This window comes from Mesomycoplasma bovoculi M165/69 (assembly GCF_000524555.1).
GTDB classification, from domain to species: Bacteria; Bacillota_I; Bacilli_A; order Mycoplasmatales; family Metamycoplasmataceae; genus Mesomycoplasma; species Mesomycoplasma bovoculi.
Window position 1 is genome coordinate 546,573 of the sequence record NZ_CP007154.1, and the last position, 19,276, is coordinate 565,848.

The 19,276-nt window shown below is 26.5% G+C and carries 18 protein-coding genes and 1 tRNA gene; 6 read left to right on the forward strand and 13 right to left on the reverse strand.

Annotated features, from left to right (window positions below):
• Positions 1-15: 15 nt before the first annotated feature.
• The 9 genes from MYB_RS02155 to recU form a co-directional block, all read right to left on the reverse strand.
• On the reverse strand, positions 16-846 hold the full coding sequence (locus MYB_RS02155; RefSeq protein ID WP_022934653.1) for a deoxyribonuclease IV: 831 nt from the start codon (positions 844-846) through the stop codon (positions 16-18).
• On the reverse strand, positions 839-1,636 hold the full coding sequence (locus MYB_RS02160; protein ID WP_022934654.1) for a Nif3-like dinuclear metal center hexameric protein: 798 nt from the start codon (positions 1,634-1,636) through the stop codon (positions 839-841). The genes MYB_RS02155 and MYB_RS02160 overlap by 8 nt, the downstream gene beginning before the upstream one ends.
• A gap of 6 nt (positions 1,637-1,642) precedes the next feature.
• Entirely contained in the window at positions 1,643-2,986 is a 1,344-nt protein-coding gene (locus MYB_RS02165; RefSeq protein WP_027121633.1) for an RNA polymerase sigma factor, read from the reverse strand.
• Positions 2,987-3,418: 432 nt separating this feature from the next.
• Positions 3,419-5,215 carry a DNA primase gene (gene dnaG, locus MYB_RS02170; RefSeq protein ID WP_022934656.1) on the reverse strand — a complete coding sequence of 599 codons (1,797 nt, stop codon included), beginning with the start codon at positions 5,213-5,215 and terminating at the stop codon, positions 3,419-3,421.
• The gene (locus MYB_RS02175) at positions 5,205-6,578 is read right to left on the reverse strand and encodes a glycine--tRNA ligase (RefSeq protein ID WP_022934657.1); all 1,374 of its coding nucleotides are present in this window, start codon (positions 6,576-6,578) and stop codon (positions 5,205-5,207) included. Before MYB_RS02175 ends, dnaG begins: the two co-directional genes overlap by 11 nt.
• Positions 6,579-6,593: 15 nt before the next feature.
• Positions 6,594-7,919, reverse strand: coding sequence for a signal recognition particle protein (gene ffh, locus MYB_RS02180; RefSeq protein ID WP_022934658.1), 1,326 nt, complete (start codon positions 7,917-7,919; stop codon positions 6,594-6,596).
• Positions 7,920-7,984: 65 nt separating this feature from the next.
• A complete protein-coding gene (gene tsf, locus MYB_RS02185) occupies positions 7,985-8,872 on the reverse strand; it encodes a translation elongation factor Ts (protein ID WP_022934659.1) in 888 nt (295 codons plus the stop codon).
• Between the two features lie 27 nt (positions 8,873-8,899).
• Positions 8,900-9,820, reverse strand: coding sequence for a 30S ribosomal protein S2 (rpsB, locus tag MYB_RS02190; RefSeq protein WP_022934660.1), 921 nt, complete (start codon positions 9,818-9,820; stop codon positions 8,900-8,902).
• 188 nt (positions 9,821-10,008) lie between these two features.
• The gene (gene recU, locus MYB_RS02195; protein ID WP_025279637.1) at positions 10,009-10,494 is read right to left on the reverse strand and encodes a Holliday junction resolvase RecU; all 486 of its coding nucleotides are present in this window, start codon (positions 10,492-10,494) and stop codon (positions 10,009-10,011) included.
• Between the two features lie 133 nt (positions 10,495-10,627).
• On the opposite strand from recU, the gene MYB_RS02200 reads away from it, so the two are divergent.
• From MYB_RS02200 to MYB_RS02220, 5 genes are read left to right on the forward strand one after another with little or no spacing between them, the layout of a single operon-like run.
• Positions 10,628-10,960 (forward strand): holo-ACP synthase, encoded by a 333-nt coding sequence (locus MYB_RS02200; protein ID WP_022934664.1) that lies wholly within the window; start codon positions 10,628-10,630, stop codon positions 10,958-10,960.
• 3 nt (positions 10,961-10,963) lie between these two features.
• Positions 10,964-11,716, forward strand: a complete 753-nt coding sequence (locus MYB_RS02205; RefSeq protein ID WP_022934665.1) for a lysophospholipid acyltransferase family protein — start codon at positions 10,964-10,966, stop codon at positions 11,714-11,716.
• 1 nt (position 11,717) lies between these two features.
• Positions 11,718-12,464 carry a segregation/condensation protein A gene (locus tag MYB_RS02210; RefSeq protein WP_022934666.1) on the forward strand — a complete coding sequence of 249 codons (747 nt, stop codon included), beginning with the start codon at positions 11,718-11,720 and terminating at the stop codon, positions 12,462-12,464.
• Positions 12,454-13,056: an SMC-Scp complex subunit ScpB gene (scpB, locus tag MYB_RS02215; RefSeq protein ID WP_022934667.1), complete on the forward strand. Its 603-nt coding sequence runs from the start codon at positions 12,454-12,456 to the stop codon at positions 13,054-13,056. The genes MYB_RS02210 and scpB overlap by 11 nt, the downstream gene beginning before the upstream one ends.
• Positions 13,056-15,881, forward strand: coding sequence for a lysylphosphatidylglycerol synthase transmembrane domain-containing protein (locus MYB_RS02220; protein ID WP_022934668.1), 2,826 nt, complete (start codon positions 13,056-13,058; stop codon positions 15,879-15,881). The genes scpB and MYB_RS02220 overlap by 1 nt, the downstream gene beginning before the upstream one ends.
• Here MYB_RS02220 and tsaD read toward each other — a convergent pair.
• Positions 15,864-16,820: a tRNA (adenosine(37)-N6)-threonylcarbamoyltransferase complex transferase subunit TsaD gene (gene tsaD, locus MYB_RS02225; protein WP_022934669.1), complete on the reverse strand. Its 957-nt coding sequence runs from the start codon at positions 16,818-16,820 to the stop codon at positions 15,864-15,866. The two genes, MYB_RS02220 and tsaD, sit on opposite strands and share 18 nt — an antisense overlap.
• Positions 16,821-16,866: 46 nt before the next feature.
• Here tsaD and MYB_RS02230 point away from each other — a divergent pair.
• A tRNA-Ser gene (locus tag MYB_RS02230) sits at positions 16,867-16,957 on the forward strand.
• A gap of 96 nt (positions 16,958-17,053) precedes the next feature.
• On the opposite strand, the gene rpsT is transcribed toward MYB_RS02230, so the two are convergent.
• The 3 genes from rpsT to MYB_RS02245 are packed head-to-tail and all read right to left on the reverse strand — an operon-like array spanning position 17,054 to position 19,275.
• Complete coding sequence (gene rpsT / locus MYB_RS02235; protein WP_022934670.1) at positions 17,054-17,326, reverse strand: 30S ribosomal protein S20; 273 nt, start codon at positions 17,324-17,326, stop codon at positions 17,054-17,056.
• 52 nt (positions 17,327-17,378) lie between these two features.
• Positions 17,379-18,065, reverse strand: coding sequence for a YgjP-like metallopeptidase domain-containing protein (locus tag MYB_RS02240; RefSeq protein ID WP_144084178.1), 687 nt, complete (start codon positions 18,063-18,065; stop codon positions 17,379-17,381).
• Entirely contained in the window at positions 18,052-19,275 is a 1,224-nt protein-coding gene (locus MYB_RS02245; RefSeq protein WP_022934672.1) for a CNNM domain-containing protein, read from the reverse strand. The genes MYB_RS02240 and MYB_RS02245 overlap by 14 nt, the downstream gene beginning before the upstream one ends.
• Between the last annotated feature and the right edge of the window lies 1 nt (position 19,276).

A 19,276-nucleotide genomic window follows, 5' to 3' on the forward strand; every position in this document is an offset into this window, starting at 1 on the left:
TTTTTTCCTTTTTGTTTATTTTTTGTTTAGTAACATTGCTATTTCTTTATCATAAATTGGAGCACCATCAACTCATGGTGTTTCTAAAATAATGGGAATATTATCAAACAAAGGTTCGTGTACTATTTTTTGCAAAGTTTCTAAACCAATTTTACCTTGGTCAATATTGGCATGTCTATCACGATGTGAACCTAACTCATTTTGTGAATCATTCAAATGAATTACTTTTAAATAGTTTATCATTCTTGTAGATTTTAAAAGTTCTATAAATTCATTGTAATTATGTAAGTTATAACCTGCATCTCAAACATGGCAAGTATCTAAGCAAATTGCCACCCTTGGTGAATTTATAGACTCAACAATGTAAACAACTTCTTCAAATGTTGTACCAATCTCAGTCCCTTTTCCCGCCATAGTTTCAATGCAAATAACAACATCTTTTGTTTGTGATATAACAAATTTAAGAGACTCGATGAGTTGCTCAATTGAAGCTTGACGACTAAAGGTTGTATAAGAACCTGGATGAAGAACAAGATATTTAGCTCCAATATAGTTCATTCGATTAATTTCTTCAATTAAAAACTTGTTGGCAAATTCAGCCTTTACTAAACTTGCATTATTAATAATGTATGGCGCATGAACTACAATATCTTCTGGAGTAATAATATTAGAATACATTTTTTGATAATCTTCTAAGCGATAATTACTCACACTAATTCTTTTTGATGTTTGTGGAGCACCTAAAAAAATCATCATTGTGTTAGCTTTATTTGCTACAGAATCCGCGCTAGCACCAACTAAATATAAGGGTTTTTTAAATGAAACATGAGAACCTAATTTAATCATAATTGCCTCTAATGTTAGCAAAAATTTCATTTGCTAAATAAATAATTGTTTGAATTTTTGGAAAATGTTGATTTAATATTTGTTTAATATCAAAGACAAAATGTTGTTCAACTAAATGACTAAGTTGTAAAACATTAATTTTTTGTGCTTCAATAGTTAATCAATCTGATCATTTTAAGTCGGAGGTTAAAACTAAATCAGCTTTGTTTTTTTTAGCAGTTAAAACTGCTTCAATCCCACCACTTCCTGGCAAAATTGCTAGTTTTTTTACAACAAAATTTTTAGTAACATTTGATTGTAGTTGTAAAAGTTTCAAATTTTGTTGCACAGCACTCACTACAAGGTTGAAGTTGGTTTTTACATCAACAATTAAATTATAATTATCAATTGCTTTTTTTTCATATACTTGCAAACCTAAATTTTTTAAAATAGCATTTGCTGTACTGTGATTTGTGGAGTCATAACTTGTATGCAAAGTATAGACAGCAATTCCCTCTTTGCGTAATTTAGAATAAATTACTTTTTTGTATGGTGCTTTTTTGTATTCATCAACTTTGGTCTCATAAAAGAAAAATGGATGATGAATAATAATCAAACCTACTTTACTTGTAATTGCTTGTTCTAGCACTTTTTGAGTTAAATCAAGTGCTACTAAAATTTTGTCAAGTGTTTTTTGAGCACTTGGAACTTCTAAACCTTCAGTATCTCAAGGAGCGGCAAATTCAGATGTAAATTTAAATTTTAGAAAATCAACAACATTTTTTATAGTAGGCTCAAAATTAATAGTCATTTTAAATTAAAAAAAGTCCTTGTGCATTCAACGACGATATAAAGGTTTTAGTTTTTTGAGAATTTTGGTTTCAATTTGACGAATTCTCTCTTTTGTTACTTTTCGCAACTCTGCCATTTCATCAAAAGAATGTGGTTTATATTGATTACCATTTTCATCTTCACTAATTCCAAAACGACGAAAAATAAAATCTTGCTCGTCCCGGTCTAAATTTTCTTTAATAATATTTACAAGCATTTTACCACGTTCCTCGCGTTCAGCATATTCAACTGGAGAAATTACACTTTCATCTTTAATGAAATCTGAAAAAGAGCTATCTTCTTCTTTACCAATGGTTTTATCAAGAGAAATAGGTTCAATATTAATACGACGAATATGTTGAACTTTTTCAGCTGTAAAATCACCACCTAGTCTTGCAGCAATTTCTTCAGCTGTAGGATTTAGACCTGTTTCTTGTTGTAATTCTCTATCTATTTTGTTGATTTTATTGATAGTTTCAACCATATGAACAGGAATTCGAACTAATCTTGCTTGATCAGCCACTGCTCTAGTGATTGCTTGACGAATTCATCAAGTTGCATATGTACTAAATTTAAATCCTTTGCTAGGATCAAATTTTGATACAGCTTTCATAATTCCTAAGTTTCCTTCAGAAATTAAGTCAATAAAACCTAGACCTCTATTTTTATAACGTTTTGCATTGTTGATAACAAGTCTCAAATTACGTTGTACCAATGTATCTCTAGCTTTTTTACCAATTCGACCTGGCATTTGCATTTTTTTGGTCAACTCTTGCTCTTCTTCAGGGGTTAGCAATTTTCCGTATTTCCCAATTCAACGCATATATCATTTTATAATGTCATTAGTGTCAGAAAGTTTATTTCGATAAGTATCATCACTATAAATTTTTGTTCGTCTATGACTCACGCTATCTTCGTCTAAATAGTCTAATTTGCTTGGTTCTTGAATTAAAAGACTTTCATCCATATTGTCATCATCAACATCTTCTTCATTAAAACTCTCAAAATCTTCATCTTCATTAAAATTTTGGAAGTCTTCATCTTCTTGAAATTTATCTTTTTTGGGTTTGGATTTACTATATTTGGATAACTCGTTTAATTCAACATCAGCAACATCTAACTCATCTGCTTGTTTATCTAAAATTTTACTTTTAATCAAAATAGAATACATATTGTCAATTTCATCTTCAGGAATTTGAAGATTTTTTTTGTCTAAAAATAAATAAACTTCATCATTTGTTAAAAAAATTTTTTGATTTTTCTTAATTTCTTTAGATTTTAATAATTTCTTTTTTTTCTTTTCAAGAACTTTAGAAAGTTCATTAATTAAAAAATCATAAGTTTTTGATTCTGAATTTATTGTTGATTTTTTTGTTGTCTTTATTTTTTTTGTTTTTGATTTTGTAGTTTTTGAAGCACTTGTTTTTGCTTTTTTACTTGAATCAGTTGAAGATTTTTCTTTTGCAACTTTTACTTTTTTTTCTTTGGCAACTTTAGTTTTAGTGTCTTCTTTTTTAGATTTTTTAGTTTCTACTTTTGACACTTTTGCTTTTATTTCAGTGTTTTTTGAATCCTTTTTTTTAGATTCTTTGGCAACTTTAGACAAACTATTTTTTGTTTTTGATTCTTTTTTGCTTAACTCAGAAGTTTTAACTTCTTTACTTGCTTTAGTTGTTTTTGATTTAACTTTTTTTGTTTCTTTTTCTTGCTTTAATATTAAATTTTTTTCTGTTTTTTTTGATGACATAAAACTCCTTAAATTTTAGTAATCTTTTTTATAAATTTGATTAATTAATTCATCTTGTTCATTCGGATCATTAGATTCCATAATTCTATTTATCTTATTAGTGATATCAAACTGAGCCCTATGTTGCTTAGCAAGTTCGATTCAATCTAAAAAATCATTGTATGAATTCCGATTTTCTAATTTGTAATTTTTTCGATATTCCTCTTCAATTAATTCTAATATTTTATTTTCTAGTGACTCCATTATTTCCTGTTTTTGACTATGATCTAACTCTTTTTTCACTATTTGCTCAAAAATTATTTTGTTTTCTAACTTTAAAAAATTATATTTTCTTTCTTTGATTTCTAGAATAAACTCAGGTTTTTCAATTAAAAACAATAAAATTTGAAGTTCCAATATAACTAAAAAATTCAAACGTTCTAGTGATTTATTTGGATTTTTTTTATGATTCGATGGTGGAATATCATTTATTTCATTTAAATCATCTGATGGTGGAATATTATAATAATTAGAAGGTTGATGTTGATAATTTTGAGTTTTTTTATTTATATTTTTATATTGAAATCTAGATTGTTTTAAGTTAAAACTAGATTCTGGAATATTGAGTTCATAACTAATTTTTTGAACGATTATTTTTTGAATTTTGTGTGGAGCAAATTTTAAAAAAACTTCCATTTTATTAACAAATTCAGAAAGTTCAGAAGCTGAATTTAATTTAATTTTATTTTTAAAATGCTCATAAACAAAGTCAAAAACACCAATTTTTGTACTTAATAATTTAGTCAAACTACCTTTGCCATTTTCTTGAAAATATTCATCAGGATCATAGCCTTTTGGGCAACTAACAATTTCTGGAAATATTTTATGTTCAATTAAAAGTTGAATAGATTTTAAAGTTGCTAAAACACCAGCATCATCCCCATCTAAAACTAAAATAATTTTAAAACCTTGAATTAATTCTAAATGATTTTTAGTTAGGGATGTTCCCATTAAGGCGACAACATTGAAAATATTATCACGATAAAATGCAATAGTATCCATGAATCCTTCGGTAATAATTAATTCATTTGTGTTAGGAATTTTGGATCTTGCCTTAAAAAAGTTGTATAAAATAGTAGATTTTGCAAATAAACTACTAGCTGCTGAATTTAAATATTTGGGTTCTTTGCCATCTAAACTCCGCCCAGAAAAGCCTACAATATCACCACGATCATTTCTTATTGCGAAGGTGATTCGATTACTAAAAAAATCAAATCCTGCCTTGTTCATTAAGGAATTATTAACAAGTACAAATTGATCATATTGGCGCAATAATAGTTTAGATAAACCATCTGGTTCAGCATAACCAATGTCAAAATCTTTTAAAATCTGTTGGCTTAAATTGCGTTTTTTTAAAAAATCTAAAACTATAGGGTTTTTAGGTTGAAATAAATTGGTAGCAAAAATCCTAGCTGCTGATTCAAAAACTTTAATTGCTTTTTGATCTTGTTCACTATAATTAAACTCATTTATAGATAAAAGAGACTGATCAACATTTAAATTATATTTTTTAACTAAATAAGTAACCGCTTGATTAAAACTTCATTTATTAATTTTAGTAAGAAATGCAATAACATCACCGCCTACCTTACAAGAAAAACATTGAAAAATTTTTTTATTAGGGGTGACTGAAAGTGATGGATTTGCATCTTCGTGAAAAGGGCAAAGAGCTCAAAAATTATTTCCTTTTTTGACTAAATTAATGTGGGCTGAGATTTCATCAACAATACTCACATCATTTTTTATTAATAAACGTAATTTATTATAATCCATTCAATCCTTTATTTCCTTGTAAATATGTAACTATTTCATCAATTGCAATTCTCTTTTGCTCCATTGTGTCTCGGTGACGAATAGTTACAGTGTTATCTTCTAAACTTTGGTAATCATAGGTGATGCAAAAAAATGTTCCCATTGCATCTTGGATTCTATACCTTTTTCCGATGTTACCACTTTGATCAAAAGTTGCACTAATCTTATTTTTTAGTAAGTTTTGATAAATCTCAAAACTTACATCATTAAATTTTTTAACTAAAGGTAAAATTGCAACTTTATAAGGACTTAAATCATACTGCAAACTCAAAAAATAGCGGTCATTCTTTTGGTCATAAGTAAAAGCATTCTCCAACACCGCGAGCATCAATCTATCAGCCCCGATAGATGGTTCAACAACAAAAGGATAAAATTTTTGATTTGTGACTGGGTCTAAATATGTTAGTGATTCACCACTATGCTCGCTATGAGTTTTTAAATCAAAGTCACTTCTGTTGCTAATTCCAATAAGTTCACCTCACCCAAATGCAAATTTAAATTCATAATCTGCAGTTGCTTGTGAATAGTGAGCAAGTTCTGTTGTATCATGATGTCTAAGTCTAACTTTTGAATCTTCCAAGCCTATGTTTTTTAAAAATAAGCTAATTTTTTCAATATATTTTTGATAAACTTGAGATGCTTGCTCTGGGTAACAAAAGACTTCCATTTCCATTTGTTCAAACTCGCGGGTTCGAAAAATGAAATTACCAGGTGTAATTTCGTTTCGAAATGATTTACCAATTTGAGCTACACCAAAAGGTAATTTAGGTCTTTGTGAACGTAAAATATTGCTAAAATTAATAAAAATTCCTTGAGCAGTTTCAGGTCTTAAGTAAATTGAAGCCTTTTGATCAGCAACAACTCCTTGAAAAGTTTCAAACATCAAATTAAATTGTCGCACTTTTGATCATTGTACTTTTGAATTATCATAGCTGGTAATTTCAGCTAATTTTTCTTCAATTTTTTCTTTATCTCAACTTTCAATATTTGTTATTCCAAAAACTTCCTCAAGTAGGTGGTCTACACGATAACGTTTTTTATTAACTATATTTTCAACCAAAAGATCATTGAAATTTTGTTGATGTCCAGATGCTTTTCACACTTGAGGATTTAATAAAATTTTAGTATCAACTAAAAACATATTTGGTTCTGTGGTCACAAAAAAATCAAGTCAAAAGTCCTTAATATTTTTTAGCAACAACGAACCTAAAGGTCCATAATCTCAAGTATTGGCTAATCCGCCATAAATTTGAGAACCTTGAAAAACAAAACCAAATTGTTTGAGATGGTTAATAAAAAATGAATAATCTTTTTCTGTTATCATAATATTAAAAGTTAATTAATTTTTGAAAAAATTTTCAAAAAGAGAACTTTTGCCCCCAAAATCTTTAATTTGTTTTGACATTTGCTCAAATTCATTAACTAAACGATTGTATTCAGAGCTACTTCTTCCTGACCCTTTTAAAATTCTTTCTTTTCTAGATTGCATTTTGAGCAACTTAGGTCTTTTTCTTTCTTCCATAGTCATTGAAGAAATTAAAACTTCATACAAATGAATTTTACTTTCAGCATCACTAATTTGTTGGTCATTAATTTTTCCTGCAACGCCTGGAATCATATTAATGATTTTAGAAAATTTACCAATTTTCTTAATTTGATATAGACTTTTTAGTAAATCATCTAAATCAAATTGGCCACTAAAAAGTCGATTCCCAAGTTTTTTTGCTTGAGCATGATCAATACTTTCTTCGGCTTGTTCTAACAAACTGGCAACGTCACCCATTCCTAAAATTCTATCTGCAATTCGTTGAGGATGGAAAACTTCTAAAGCACCAATTTTTTCACCACTACCTATAAAGTAAATAGGAATTGAAAGTAAATGAGTAATAGAAAGAGCAGCCCCTGCACGAGCATCTGAATCTAATTTAGTGATAATAGAACCGCTTAAATTAATTTCATCATTAAAAGTTTTAGCAACATTAATGATGTCTTGCCCTGATAGTGCATCTGCAACAAAAATTGTTTCATCTGGACGAATAATTTTTTTCAAATCAACTAATTCTTGCATCGATTGTTCATCAATACTTAATCGTCCAGCTGTGTCAAAAATGATTAAATCATGATTGTGATCAGTAGCTAATTTGAGTGCTTGTTGTGCTATTTCTTGAGGTGTTCCATCTGTGCTAAAAACTGCAATTGATGTTTGTTTCCCTAACTGTTTTAACTGCTCGATGGCTGCTGGGCGATACACATCACAAGCTACCAAGAGTGGGTTTTCAGCCTTTTTTTTGTTGCGTGCAAATAATCCTAATTTTGAAACTGTAGTTGTTTTACCAGAACCTTGTAAACCAACTAGAATAATTTTAGAAATTGGTTTTTTAAAACTAAATTCTTTGGTTTGTTGACCCAATACTGTTACTAAATTTTGGTGTAAAATTTTCAAAAAATGTTGTTTCGGATTTAGTTTTGATGTAAGACCTTCAGCTAAAACTTGTTTTTTAACTTCAGAAACAAATTCTTTTACAACACTCAAATTAACATCAGCCTCAAGCAAGTTTAATCTAATTTCTCTAATAATTCCATTTAAATCATCCTTAGTTATTAAAGTGGATTTTTGCATTTTAGCTAATGATTTTTGCAATCTGTTACTTAAAAAATTTAACATAAAAAATCAAAAAATTTTCCAAATGGAAAATTTTTCTCCTTATTGTTTAATGAAAAACAAATTGATTATTTAGAATTTTCAATTTGATTTTTAACTTCTTCGCTGAAATTTGAAACAACTTTTTCAATTCCTTCACCTACTTCAAAGCGAATAATTTTAATTAGTTTAGCATTATTATTTTGCAAATATTTAGCAACACTAATTTCACTCTCAACTACAAAAGGTTGGTATTCTAAAACAAATTTAGAAAGTTCTTTTGCCAACATCCCAGTTATAATGCTTTGCTGAATATTTTCAGGTTTTCCAACTAATGCTGGTGATTGAGAGAGATCAGATTTAATTTTGTTTAGTTTATCAACTGGAATTTCACTTTCAAAAGTAAATTCTGGATTCATTGCAACAGAATGCATACATACATTTCTAGCAACTTCTTTAGAACCACCTTCAATGACTGCAATTGCAGATGTTTGACCATTGAAGTGAACATATGAACCAGCATTTTGTCCATTTGAAATTAAAACAAATTCAACACGACGTAAACTAATTTTTTCACCTAATGTTGCAGATGCATCTGTAACTAAATCAGATATTGTTTTTCCACTTCCACTTTTTATTTCAAAAGCTTGATCTAGATTATTGAAGTTATTTTCTAATAATAATGTTGCAATTTCATCTTTTAAAGAAATGAAATTTTTATTTTTAGCCACAAAATCTGTTTCAGAATTTAACTCAAAAATAACAATTTTTTTGTCATTTTTAATGGCATAAACCAAACCTTCAGCAGCTATACGACCTGCTTTTTTAATAGCTTTTGCCTTACCATTTTCTTGTAATCATGCTATTGCTTTTTGAATATCATAGGCAGATGCTTCTAGTGCTTTTTTACAATCTACAAAAGGTGCATCTGTAATATTACGTAATTCTTTTATTTTATTTAAATCTGGTGCTGACATTTTAACTCCTTCTAATAAAATTTAAAATTAATTGCTTGTAGTGTCAACTTCAACAACTTTATTTTCTTGCTGATCTCCATTTGAATTAAAACGACGAACATATTTAGTTTGTTTTTGTTCACGTTCTGGATCTTCTGGAAGAATAACTTGAGATTCTGGCTGGAAAGCAAACAATTGTTTTCCACCTTTTGCTGCTGAAATAGCATCGGCTAAAATTGTAAATATTAATGTTAAAGTTTTAATTGAACCATCGTTTGCAGGAATTGGGAAGTCTACAAGACTTGGATCAGTGTTTGTATTAACAACTCCAATAATTTTAACTTCTTTTTTCTTAGCTTCTTGAACTGCAATAATATCCTTATTTGGATCAGCAACTAACATAATTAATGTTTCAAATTTGGTTTCTTTTAATTTGCGAATACCATTTAAGTTTTTTTGAAGTTTTTGAAGTTGTTTTTGTTTCAAAAGACCTTCTTTTTTGGTATAACCTTCAAAATTATTTTCAGCTAATTTTTCTAGTTGTTCCATTGTTTTGAGTCTTGATAAAATAGTTCTACTATTTGTTAGTGTTCCACCTAATCAACGATCTGAAACATAAATAGAGTTAGTACGAATAGCTTGTTCTAAAATAACTTTTTTCGCTTGTTTTTTAGTTCCTACAAACATAAATGTTGCACCTTTTTGTGCAAATTTGTAAATTAATTTGTAAGCAATTTCAAGCATTTTTTGGGTTTTCAATACATCAATGTGGTGTCTTCCACCTTTTTTTTCTTTAATGTATTGTTCCATTTTAGGATTTCAAAGTGAAGCTCTTCTTCCAAAGTATGCTCCAGCTTCCATTAATTTTTGTTTTGAAACAACTTCAACTTCTGAAGATGTTGTAGGTTTTTCAACTTGTTGATTTTCTGTTTGATTTACAGCAATATTTTTATTTTGAATGTCATTCATTTTGTTCCTTTAGTTTGTTTAGCTTCTTAAAATTTCCAACAGCTAGAACTTTTTTTTTTTTATTAAAAAAAGCACACCCAACTGAATCCATTTTAATGTAAAAATAATTAATTTTTAAGATTTAAAACTATAATAAATAATAATATTATAATAGAAAGTTACCAAAAATACATAAATTTATTTAAAATTTATAGCATATCAAAAATATGATCAGCAAAATCTATGATACCTGGATAAGTCAAAATTACTTCTATTCCATTTTGTTCTAAAAAATTCAAAGAAATTGATTTTTGATTTAAATCTAATTTAGCTATATCTAACAAAAAAAATCTTTCAAATTCCTTGAAAAAAATTATTAAAAAAGCACAACCATGATGATGGCGAATTTTTTTTAAATAATTTAGTTGATGTTCTTGAATTTGTTTTAAATTTAAAGTGTTTTCTTTTGTGCTCTTGGCTTCAAAAGCAACAAAAATACCCTTGTAAATTCCATAATAATCAACAGTTGATTTTTTTAAAACAAATGCATCTTTTACTGTTAAATCCTTTCCTATTTTTTTAAAACTAATATCTAACATTTTTTTATGCATAATAGCAACATTATTTTGATTATAAAAATCTAATGTATTATTTATTATGGTTTCTAAAATCATTCCTCGATGTTTATGGTTCATATATATAAATTAATAAGAAAAAATAGTGAAAACACAAAAAAAATAAATTTTTTTGACTATAAATTGGCTTTTTTTGTTATTTTTATAAAAAAAATTAAAAAATGACTAATAACTATAATAAAATTAGTAATTTATGATTGGAATAGACATAACAAAATTATCAAGATTTAAAAATAAAACTGATGCTTTTTTAAAAAAAGTCTTGCACCCAAATGAATTAGTTTTGTATAACCAACTAAATAATGATGAAAAAATAAAATTTTTAGCTACAAGATGGGTGATAAAAGAAGCAATTTTTAAAGCAAATAATCAAAAATCTAGTTTTTCTAAATTGAACATTGTCAAAAACAAATTAAAATATTGATTGATTGATAATAATGAAATAATAGATCATAGATTCCAAATTTCAACTTCTAATGATGGTGATTTTGTTGTTGCAGTTGTATATTTGATAGATAGGCGATAAAATATGATTATTAAATTAAAATTATTTTTATTTTCACCTGTATGATTGTGAAGAATTAAAAAAATCTTTTCATTATCTCGAAAATATCGCAAGGGAAAATTAGAGTTAAATGCACAATATAGATTTGATTTAATTTTAAAATATGCCAAAAAAATATTAAAAATTTTTATGGTGGATCTAAAAATTAGTGGCAAAGAAAATTTAGTAAAAAATTCTAGTTTAATTGTTGCCAACCATAAATCAATTGCTGACCCATTTGTATTGATGGTTGCTACTGCAACTGAAGAGCAGGGTCAAGATGCGGTTAATCCTATATTGACTTTTTTAGCCAAAGCTGAACTCAAAGAAAAACTAATTGTAAAAAGAGTTTTAGAATTGATTGATACCTTTTTTATTGAGCGTGACAAACCCAAATCAGCTTTTAAAACCTTAGTAGAATTTGGTAAATTTGTAAAAAATAATCGCACAAGTGGAGTTATTTTTCCAGAAGGAACTAGAGTTAATACTGAACAAATAGGTGAGTTCAAAGTTGGTGCATTTAAAGTTGCTAAGGAAAATTCACTTGCAATTGTTCCAACAACTATTAAAAACTCCAAAGATGTTTTTAATTTTTCTAGAAATAAAAGAACAACAATAGAAATCATATTCCATAAACCTATTAAACCAATTTATGTTAGTTCACAAACTATTGACTCACTTGCAAAACAAAGTTATTTGGTAATTTCAGAATCCTATAACGATCAAAAAGGAAAATAAAATGTTTTTAGATAAAGATATTGAATTTCATTTTCAAAATTTTAGTGGTCCACTAGACCTTTTATTGCAACTTGTTAAAAGCAAGAATGTTGATATTATGGATGTTGACCTTGTTGATTTAGCTAATCAATATGTTTCTATTATAGAAAAAGTTAAAAATAAAAATATTCAAATTGCAAGTGAATATTTAGTTATGGCAGCCACTTTAATTCATATTAAAGCTAAAATGCTATTGCAAGTTGACAAAGAAGAACCTGATCCTGAATTAGAAGAAGATAAACAACAACTTCTAGCAATGTTATCGGAATTTCAACAAATTAAAAATATTGCTTTGATGTTAAAAGAACAATTAGAGCATCGAAATAATTATTATGAAAAAACAGTTGATAGCTACGAGGAATATAAAAGGCCTTTGGTAAAAAACAAACTTGATGGTCGATCTTCATTGGTTAAATTAATAGAGATAATAAAACTAATGTTTGATCGAACTAGAGCCCAACAAAAAATTACAATTAAAACTGATGAAGTTTTTGTTAGTCCTGATGAACAAAACAAATATGTTTTAAGTTTACTGGAAAAATATAGTGAATTAAAATTTGATACTGTTTTTGCTTTACCCTCTTTGAAACACTTTTCAATAACACTAATTGCTGTTTTGGAAATGGCAAAAAAACAAATTTTGTACTTAGAACAGCAAAAACAGTTTGGAGACATTAAAATTTACAAAGGAAATCAAGATGAAATATAATAGAATAATTGAAGCAATTATGTATGTACAAGGAGAAAAGGGAGTCTCATCTGAGCAATTGCAAAATGCACTAAAGTTAGACAAAATCAATGAAGCTAGAAAAATTCTTAAAGATTTTATGACTCATTTTAACAAAGAACATCATGGAATTATTATTGTTGAATTTGATGATGTTTTTAAATTTGTAACAAGCAAAGATATGAAACCTTTTTTAATAGATTTTGTCTCAAATGAACGTAAATATAAACTAACAAATTCAGCAATTGAAGTTGCTGCAATTGTTGCCTACAAACAACCAGTAACTCGTTCTATGATTAATCAAATTCGTGGAGGAGTTATTTCTGACTACATAGTAGGATCACTACTTGCCAAAGGAATTATTGAAGAAGTTGGAGTAGCATCGACACCTGGAAATCCAACTTTATATGGTGTAACTTCTAAATTTTTTGATTATTTTAAATTAAGATCTATAAAAGACTTACCAAAATTCAAAGAATTTGAATTTCATAAAAGTGAAGAAGATGGTGAAAATCAAGATAATCAAGAACAAACTTTTGACTTATTTGGTTCACAACGTGAAATGGATGAGTAATGTCATCTGCATTAGAATTAAACTCTAATATATCTAGCAATGCTAATAAAAAAACTTTTTTAGCATTTAATTTTGATTATCTCCCAGGTTTTTACAAATCAAAAATTATTGCTAAAATCGGAGAAGGTAATCAGTTTATCAATGAAAATTTTATTTTTTCAAAAGCAGTTGCTTTAGCAAATTTGCTACAAAAAAAGCAATTAAACAAGGTTTTGATTTATCACAATGATAATGATTTTTCCTTGGCTTTTGCCGGAATTTTTTCTAGAATTTTTAAAGAATTTAAAATTCAAACAGTTTATTTTGGTGATTTTGAAAATAATAAAATTACAATTGCAAAAGAATTTTTTGTAAATAATGATTTTGATTTTTTTATTGGAATTCAAAGTATTTTCAATGAAAAAACTGCAAAAACTATTGAAATGTTTTTTAACCATAAGCAATTGGCTTTATTAACATTAGAAGATGAAAAATTTTTAAATAATTTTACAATTAACGAAGTTAATTATGATAATGAATCAAAGGAAATACCAAAAATTGATAATTATTTTATGGATTTGAATTATCAAACTAATAAATTTCCTTTAAATGATCTTAAAAATAAATATGAGTTTTTTGATAATAACAATAATAGATTAGAAGTGTTTTTAAAAGCTAATTTGAATAAATCTGAAAATATTCTACCTATAAAAACAAATATTTTAAGCAAATTTAGTTTAAATAAATTTAAATCAAACATTGCTATTTGGAGAAAAATATTTAGCAGTTTAAAAAACAAGCCTGACTTTGTTTTTTGATTAAAAGAAGATGAAGTTCAAGTTGCATATTTACAAAAATTTTTTTACAAAGTAATTTCAGAAGAAGATTTTCAACTTTTAGTTCTCGATTATATTTTGAAAAATCATTTAGCAAATGCATTTTTTTTAATTAGTAAAGACACACCTGATTTCATACTTGAAAAAATTAAAACTTCTTTTAACAACATTCAAATTTTTAACCCGGAAAATGGTGAATTAGAAAAACTATTTTTTAAAATAAAAGAAAATCAAAATGAAGTTTTTGTTTTAAATAACAACAAAATTTTTTGATCTCCCAAAGATCAATATTTATTTTTAGGTCAGGATTCTAGTTTCATTGCTTTGTGATACTTGCAAATTTTAGAATTTTATAAAGAAAATAATTTAAACATTATAGAAGTCATAGATTTTATAAAACAAAATCATAATTTTGTGTTTAAAAATAAAATGCAATTTTTTGCAGATAACAAAACATTTTCTAATTTTGTAGATCAACTAATTTTTGAACAATCAAATAAAATTAATATAATAAACTATGAAATTTCTGAACAAAATTTTAACAACAACATAATTTCTATTAAAATAGGTTTGCCAAAAAATGATTATTTAAAAATAACTTATTCAAAAATACATGAAAGCGTTGAAGTTTCTAGTTTTTTTCACTCTAGCAACTATAGCTATAAAGAAAGTGTGTTTTTAGAATATGAAATTCAAAACAAAATGAAAATTGCAAAAAAAGATAATTTGCAAATTGTTCAATCTAGCAATAAATATAAAAATATTTTAAAATTTGGTTTTTTTATTAGTGCAATTATATCTATAATATTCCTTTTACTTTACAAATTCTATAATGCCAGTTTTAGCAATGGTTCTCCAACGGAAATTTTTAATAAATTTTATGAATATTTTTTAAGTGACAATCTTGCGAAATCAGTTGTAATAATAAATTTTGCATTATTTTGAGTCTCGAATTTGATTATAGGTATGCAACTAAAAAGAATTTTAAGAACCCAAAATATAAAAGTTAAATTTAAACATATGTTTGTAGGTAGTATTATTGCATATTTTATGCAATTTTCAACTCCCTTTTCCTTTGGGGGAGAAATTTCTTACTACTGGTATTTTAATAAAAAAGGATATCCTCTCAAAAATGTTAGTGCAACATTAACATATAATGCATTAATACACCAATTATCTCAATTAATTATATCTTTGATTTTTATTCCTATTGGTTTTTATTATTTTAGTGAATTATTTGTTTTTAATTCAATTGAAAAAATTTTATTTTTTGTTTGATTAATTATAAATATTTTTTTAAATGTTGTTGTTTTAGCAATTATATTTATTATTTCTGTCTGAAAAAAACTGCAATATTGACTTATTAAAATATTTGTTAAAATATTAAATTTAAGATATTTACATCAAATCGAGGATTTGAAAAAAAATGAATTTAAATATCAATTTTTTATTGATAATTTTAAAATACATTTTTTAGAAATTTTTGCAAATAAAAAATTGTTATTTGAAGTGTTATTTTTCTATAAATTCCTACCTTTTGTTATTAATTTTTCATTTTTAACATTGCTAATTACAATGAAAAATGGTGGTTACAATATTGGAATGATAAGTGCAATTGATTATCTTAAATTTATTTCTGGAAACACAATTTTGGCAATGTCTAATAATTTAAGTCCATCACCAGGTGGTGTAGGTTTTGTTGATCTTACAACAAAAATTGTGTTTCAAAACTTTTTTAAAGCCAACGATTTATTAAATCTTAATATTTTTAATTTTGCAAATCGACTTTTTAATTGATTTATTCCTTATTTTGTTTCTTCAATAGCAATTATTACAGTTTGAATTGGTGAAAAAAGAAATGATAAATATCAAGAAATTAAAAAAGCTATTGAAATTAATCCACAATTAAAAACTCAATTTAGTAGGTCTCATTCAAGATTTTATTGAATTACATTACCATTATTGTTTGCTATAGGTGCAAGTTTATTATTACTAGTTTTCTTCCACTAATTTCATTTGTGCGGCTTTAGCGATCATTGCACCATTATCTGTGCAATATTGCATTTTTGGAACAACTGTATTTAATTGTTCATAAGATTTTATGAGTTGTCTAATTTCTAAATTAGCAGCAACTCCACCCATTAATGTTAATGTTTGAATTTCTGGATAAATTTCTAAAGCTAAATTAATTTTGTTTTTTAAATATTTAATTATTGTTTTTTGAAATGAAATAGCAATATTTTTTTGCATTTTACTATCAAGTTTATCTTTGTTTTTATGAATATAATTTATCACCTGAGTTTTCAAACCACTGAAGGAAAAATTTAACAAAAATTCTGGATTTTGTCCAGGAATAGTAAAGTTTATCAACTCGCTTGAATTGAGTGTAAATTCTTGATTTAATTTATCAATTTTAGGACCACCTGGAAAACCTAATCCTAATTTTCGAGCAATTTTGTCATAAATTTCGCCTAAAGCATCATCTTGTGTTGTGCCAACAATTTCTAAATTAAAAGGAGTTTTAGCTAAAATAAATTGACTATGACCGCCCGATAAAAGCAAACCTAAAACTGGAAATTTTAAATTTTGCTCAATAGCTGCTGATCAAAAATGACCATGAAGATGATTGATTGGGATTAGTGGTTTATTGTAAAACATTGCAAGTGCACTTGCAAACAAAAAACCCACTTGCAGTGAACCTAAAAGTCCTGGTTCTTTAGTGTAAGCAATTGCATCTACAATAGTAAAATCTATACCTTTAGATTTTAAATCTTCTAAAATAAAGGCAAAATTTTTAATATGTTCTCTAGAAGCTACTTCTGGGATTGTCCCACCAAATTGAGCGTGAATATCAATTTGACTATAAGATGTCATAACAACAATTGAATCATTGTCTAGCAAAGCAACAGATGCATCATCGTGCGAAGACTCAATTCCTAAAATTTTCATTTTAATTCCTTTATTTATAGTTTTGTGGTATAATATTGGATTGTGTGGGTCAGTACTCAAGAGGCTGAAGAGGGCGCACTGCTAACGCGCTAGGGGCTTAACCGCCCGCGCAGGTTCAAATCCTGTCTGGCCCGCCATTTTTTTATGCTCTTTTTTTATTAAAAATTGTATAAAAAAATGTAATAAAAAGGGAAAAAGTGTTTTACTTTTTCCCTTTTTTATATAAAAATTATTTATGCTTGTAATTCGTTGTGTTTATTAACAAATAAGTCAAGCTTTGATGATTTTCTTGCAGATTTATTACGATGGAAAACACCTTTTGAGGCAGCTTTGGCAATTTCTTTGTGAGCACGTGCAACTAATAAAGCTTGTGAATCATCTTTATTAATAACAGCAATTTTAGCTTTTTTAATTGCAGTTTTTACTCGTGATTTAATTGCATTATTTCTAGCTCTTGCATTTTCACTTTTTGTAATAGACTTAATTTTTGATTTTATATTTGCCATTAATTATTTCCTTGTGAAATTTTTAAAAAGTAATATAAATTGTAACATATTTTTAAAAATATTCGTAATTATTGAGCTTATTTTGCATATCTTTATAGTTTGGACAAAACTTTTTTACAATATTTCAAAAAAATGCATTATGAGCTCAATAATGATGGTGTGCTAACTCATGAATAATAACATAATCTATTATATTTTCAGAAAAAGGCACCAAATGACTAGAGTAATGTATTTTTTCTCTTTTGTAATTTGTGCCTCAAGCTGTTGATTTAGAACGTATTTCAATTTTATAAGTTGGCACTTCCATCTTGTTGGCTCAAAAAAGTGTTCTTTTTTCCATATATTTTTTAAAAGAAGTGATTACTGCTTTTTGAATTGAACTATATTTATTTTCATTATTTTTAAAAAACAAAACGAGTGAACCACTTACAATAAATCAAGAATTATTTGATTTAATAATTGAGTATAAATATTTTTTTCCTAAAAATCAAAAATAGTTTTCATCAATACTCAATCATTTTTGTTTTTTAAGAATATTAAAATTATTTTTAGCAAATGAAGAATTTTTGACAAAATCAATAATAGTTTCATCACTAAAAATTAAAGAACAAAAAACAAATAACTGTTCATTTTTTATTTTTAAAGTAATTTTTGGATTTGTGTAATTTTTATATACAACTGTAATTGGAATTAATTTATCATTAATATTTAAATTAATTATTTTACTATTGGTCAACATATTTGCTAATTTTAACTTCAATTACATTGCTATCTTTACTTAAAATGTCAAACTCTAATTGGTGTTTATCTTGTTTGATGATTATTTTTCTACCTTTAACTATTTTTTTGTTTCCAGCTTTTGTGATCAAAAACTCTTGTAAATCCTTAGAATTTGTGGGTAAATTAATATTTAAGGATTTGTTTATTGTTAAAATGCTAGTTGTTCCAAAAGCAATAATCTCATTTTCTGAAATTTCATAAATTTCTAAATTATCGCGATAATCATGTTCATCGTAAATTGGTCCAAAAATAGATTCTAAAATGTCTTCAAAAGTTAAAATACCAATAACTTTATTGCTTTTTTCATCAGCTGTAACAAAACCCATATGGGTTTTTTCTTTTTTAAGAATATCATAATTTTGTTTAATCAAACCATTAGCTGATAAAAAAGGCACTTTTATAATGTGGTCTTCAATTTGAAATTCTGATAAGTGCAAAATATCTTTTGCAAGCAAAATGCCAACAAATTGGTCTTTTTGTCAAACTGGTATTCTAGAAAACATATTTTTTATAAATACATCTACAATGTGATCAAAACTATCTTCATAATCAACGTAAACAACATCTTTAATTTTTGTATAATACTTATCTGTTCTCATTGAATCAAACTCTAGAGCTCGAATAGCTAAATCTGATTCATCTTTTTCTAAAACACCTTCGCGTTCGCCTTGAGAAATTATTTTTTTTAACTCATTTTCTGTATTAGTTATATGATTTTTTTTAATAAAATGAGTTATAAAAGCAGCCATAGGATAAAACAAATAATAAGCACCTGCAATTAAAAATCAAAATAATTTTAAAAATAAAATAGGGTTTTTTCGTCCAAAAATTTTTGGATAAATTTCTCCAAATATAATAATTGGTGGTGTTGTTGCAGCTAATGAAACAATAATTTGCAATGATTCATTAAGAGCTAAACCTGCAAAAAGTGTAGAAATAATAACTGAAATTAAAATATTAATAATGTTATTGGCCACCAAAATTACTGTGAGTGTGTGTTCATATTTGTCATAAAATTTAAATATTGTTTTTTTAACTCTTTTAGACAATGTGCTACTTTCAATTTTAGCTTTAGAGAAACTAGAGAGCACTGATTCAGATGCTGAAAACACACCTGAAAAAAAGAAAAGCAACAATAAAATAAAGCCTAATGAAATATAAAAACCCATA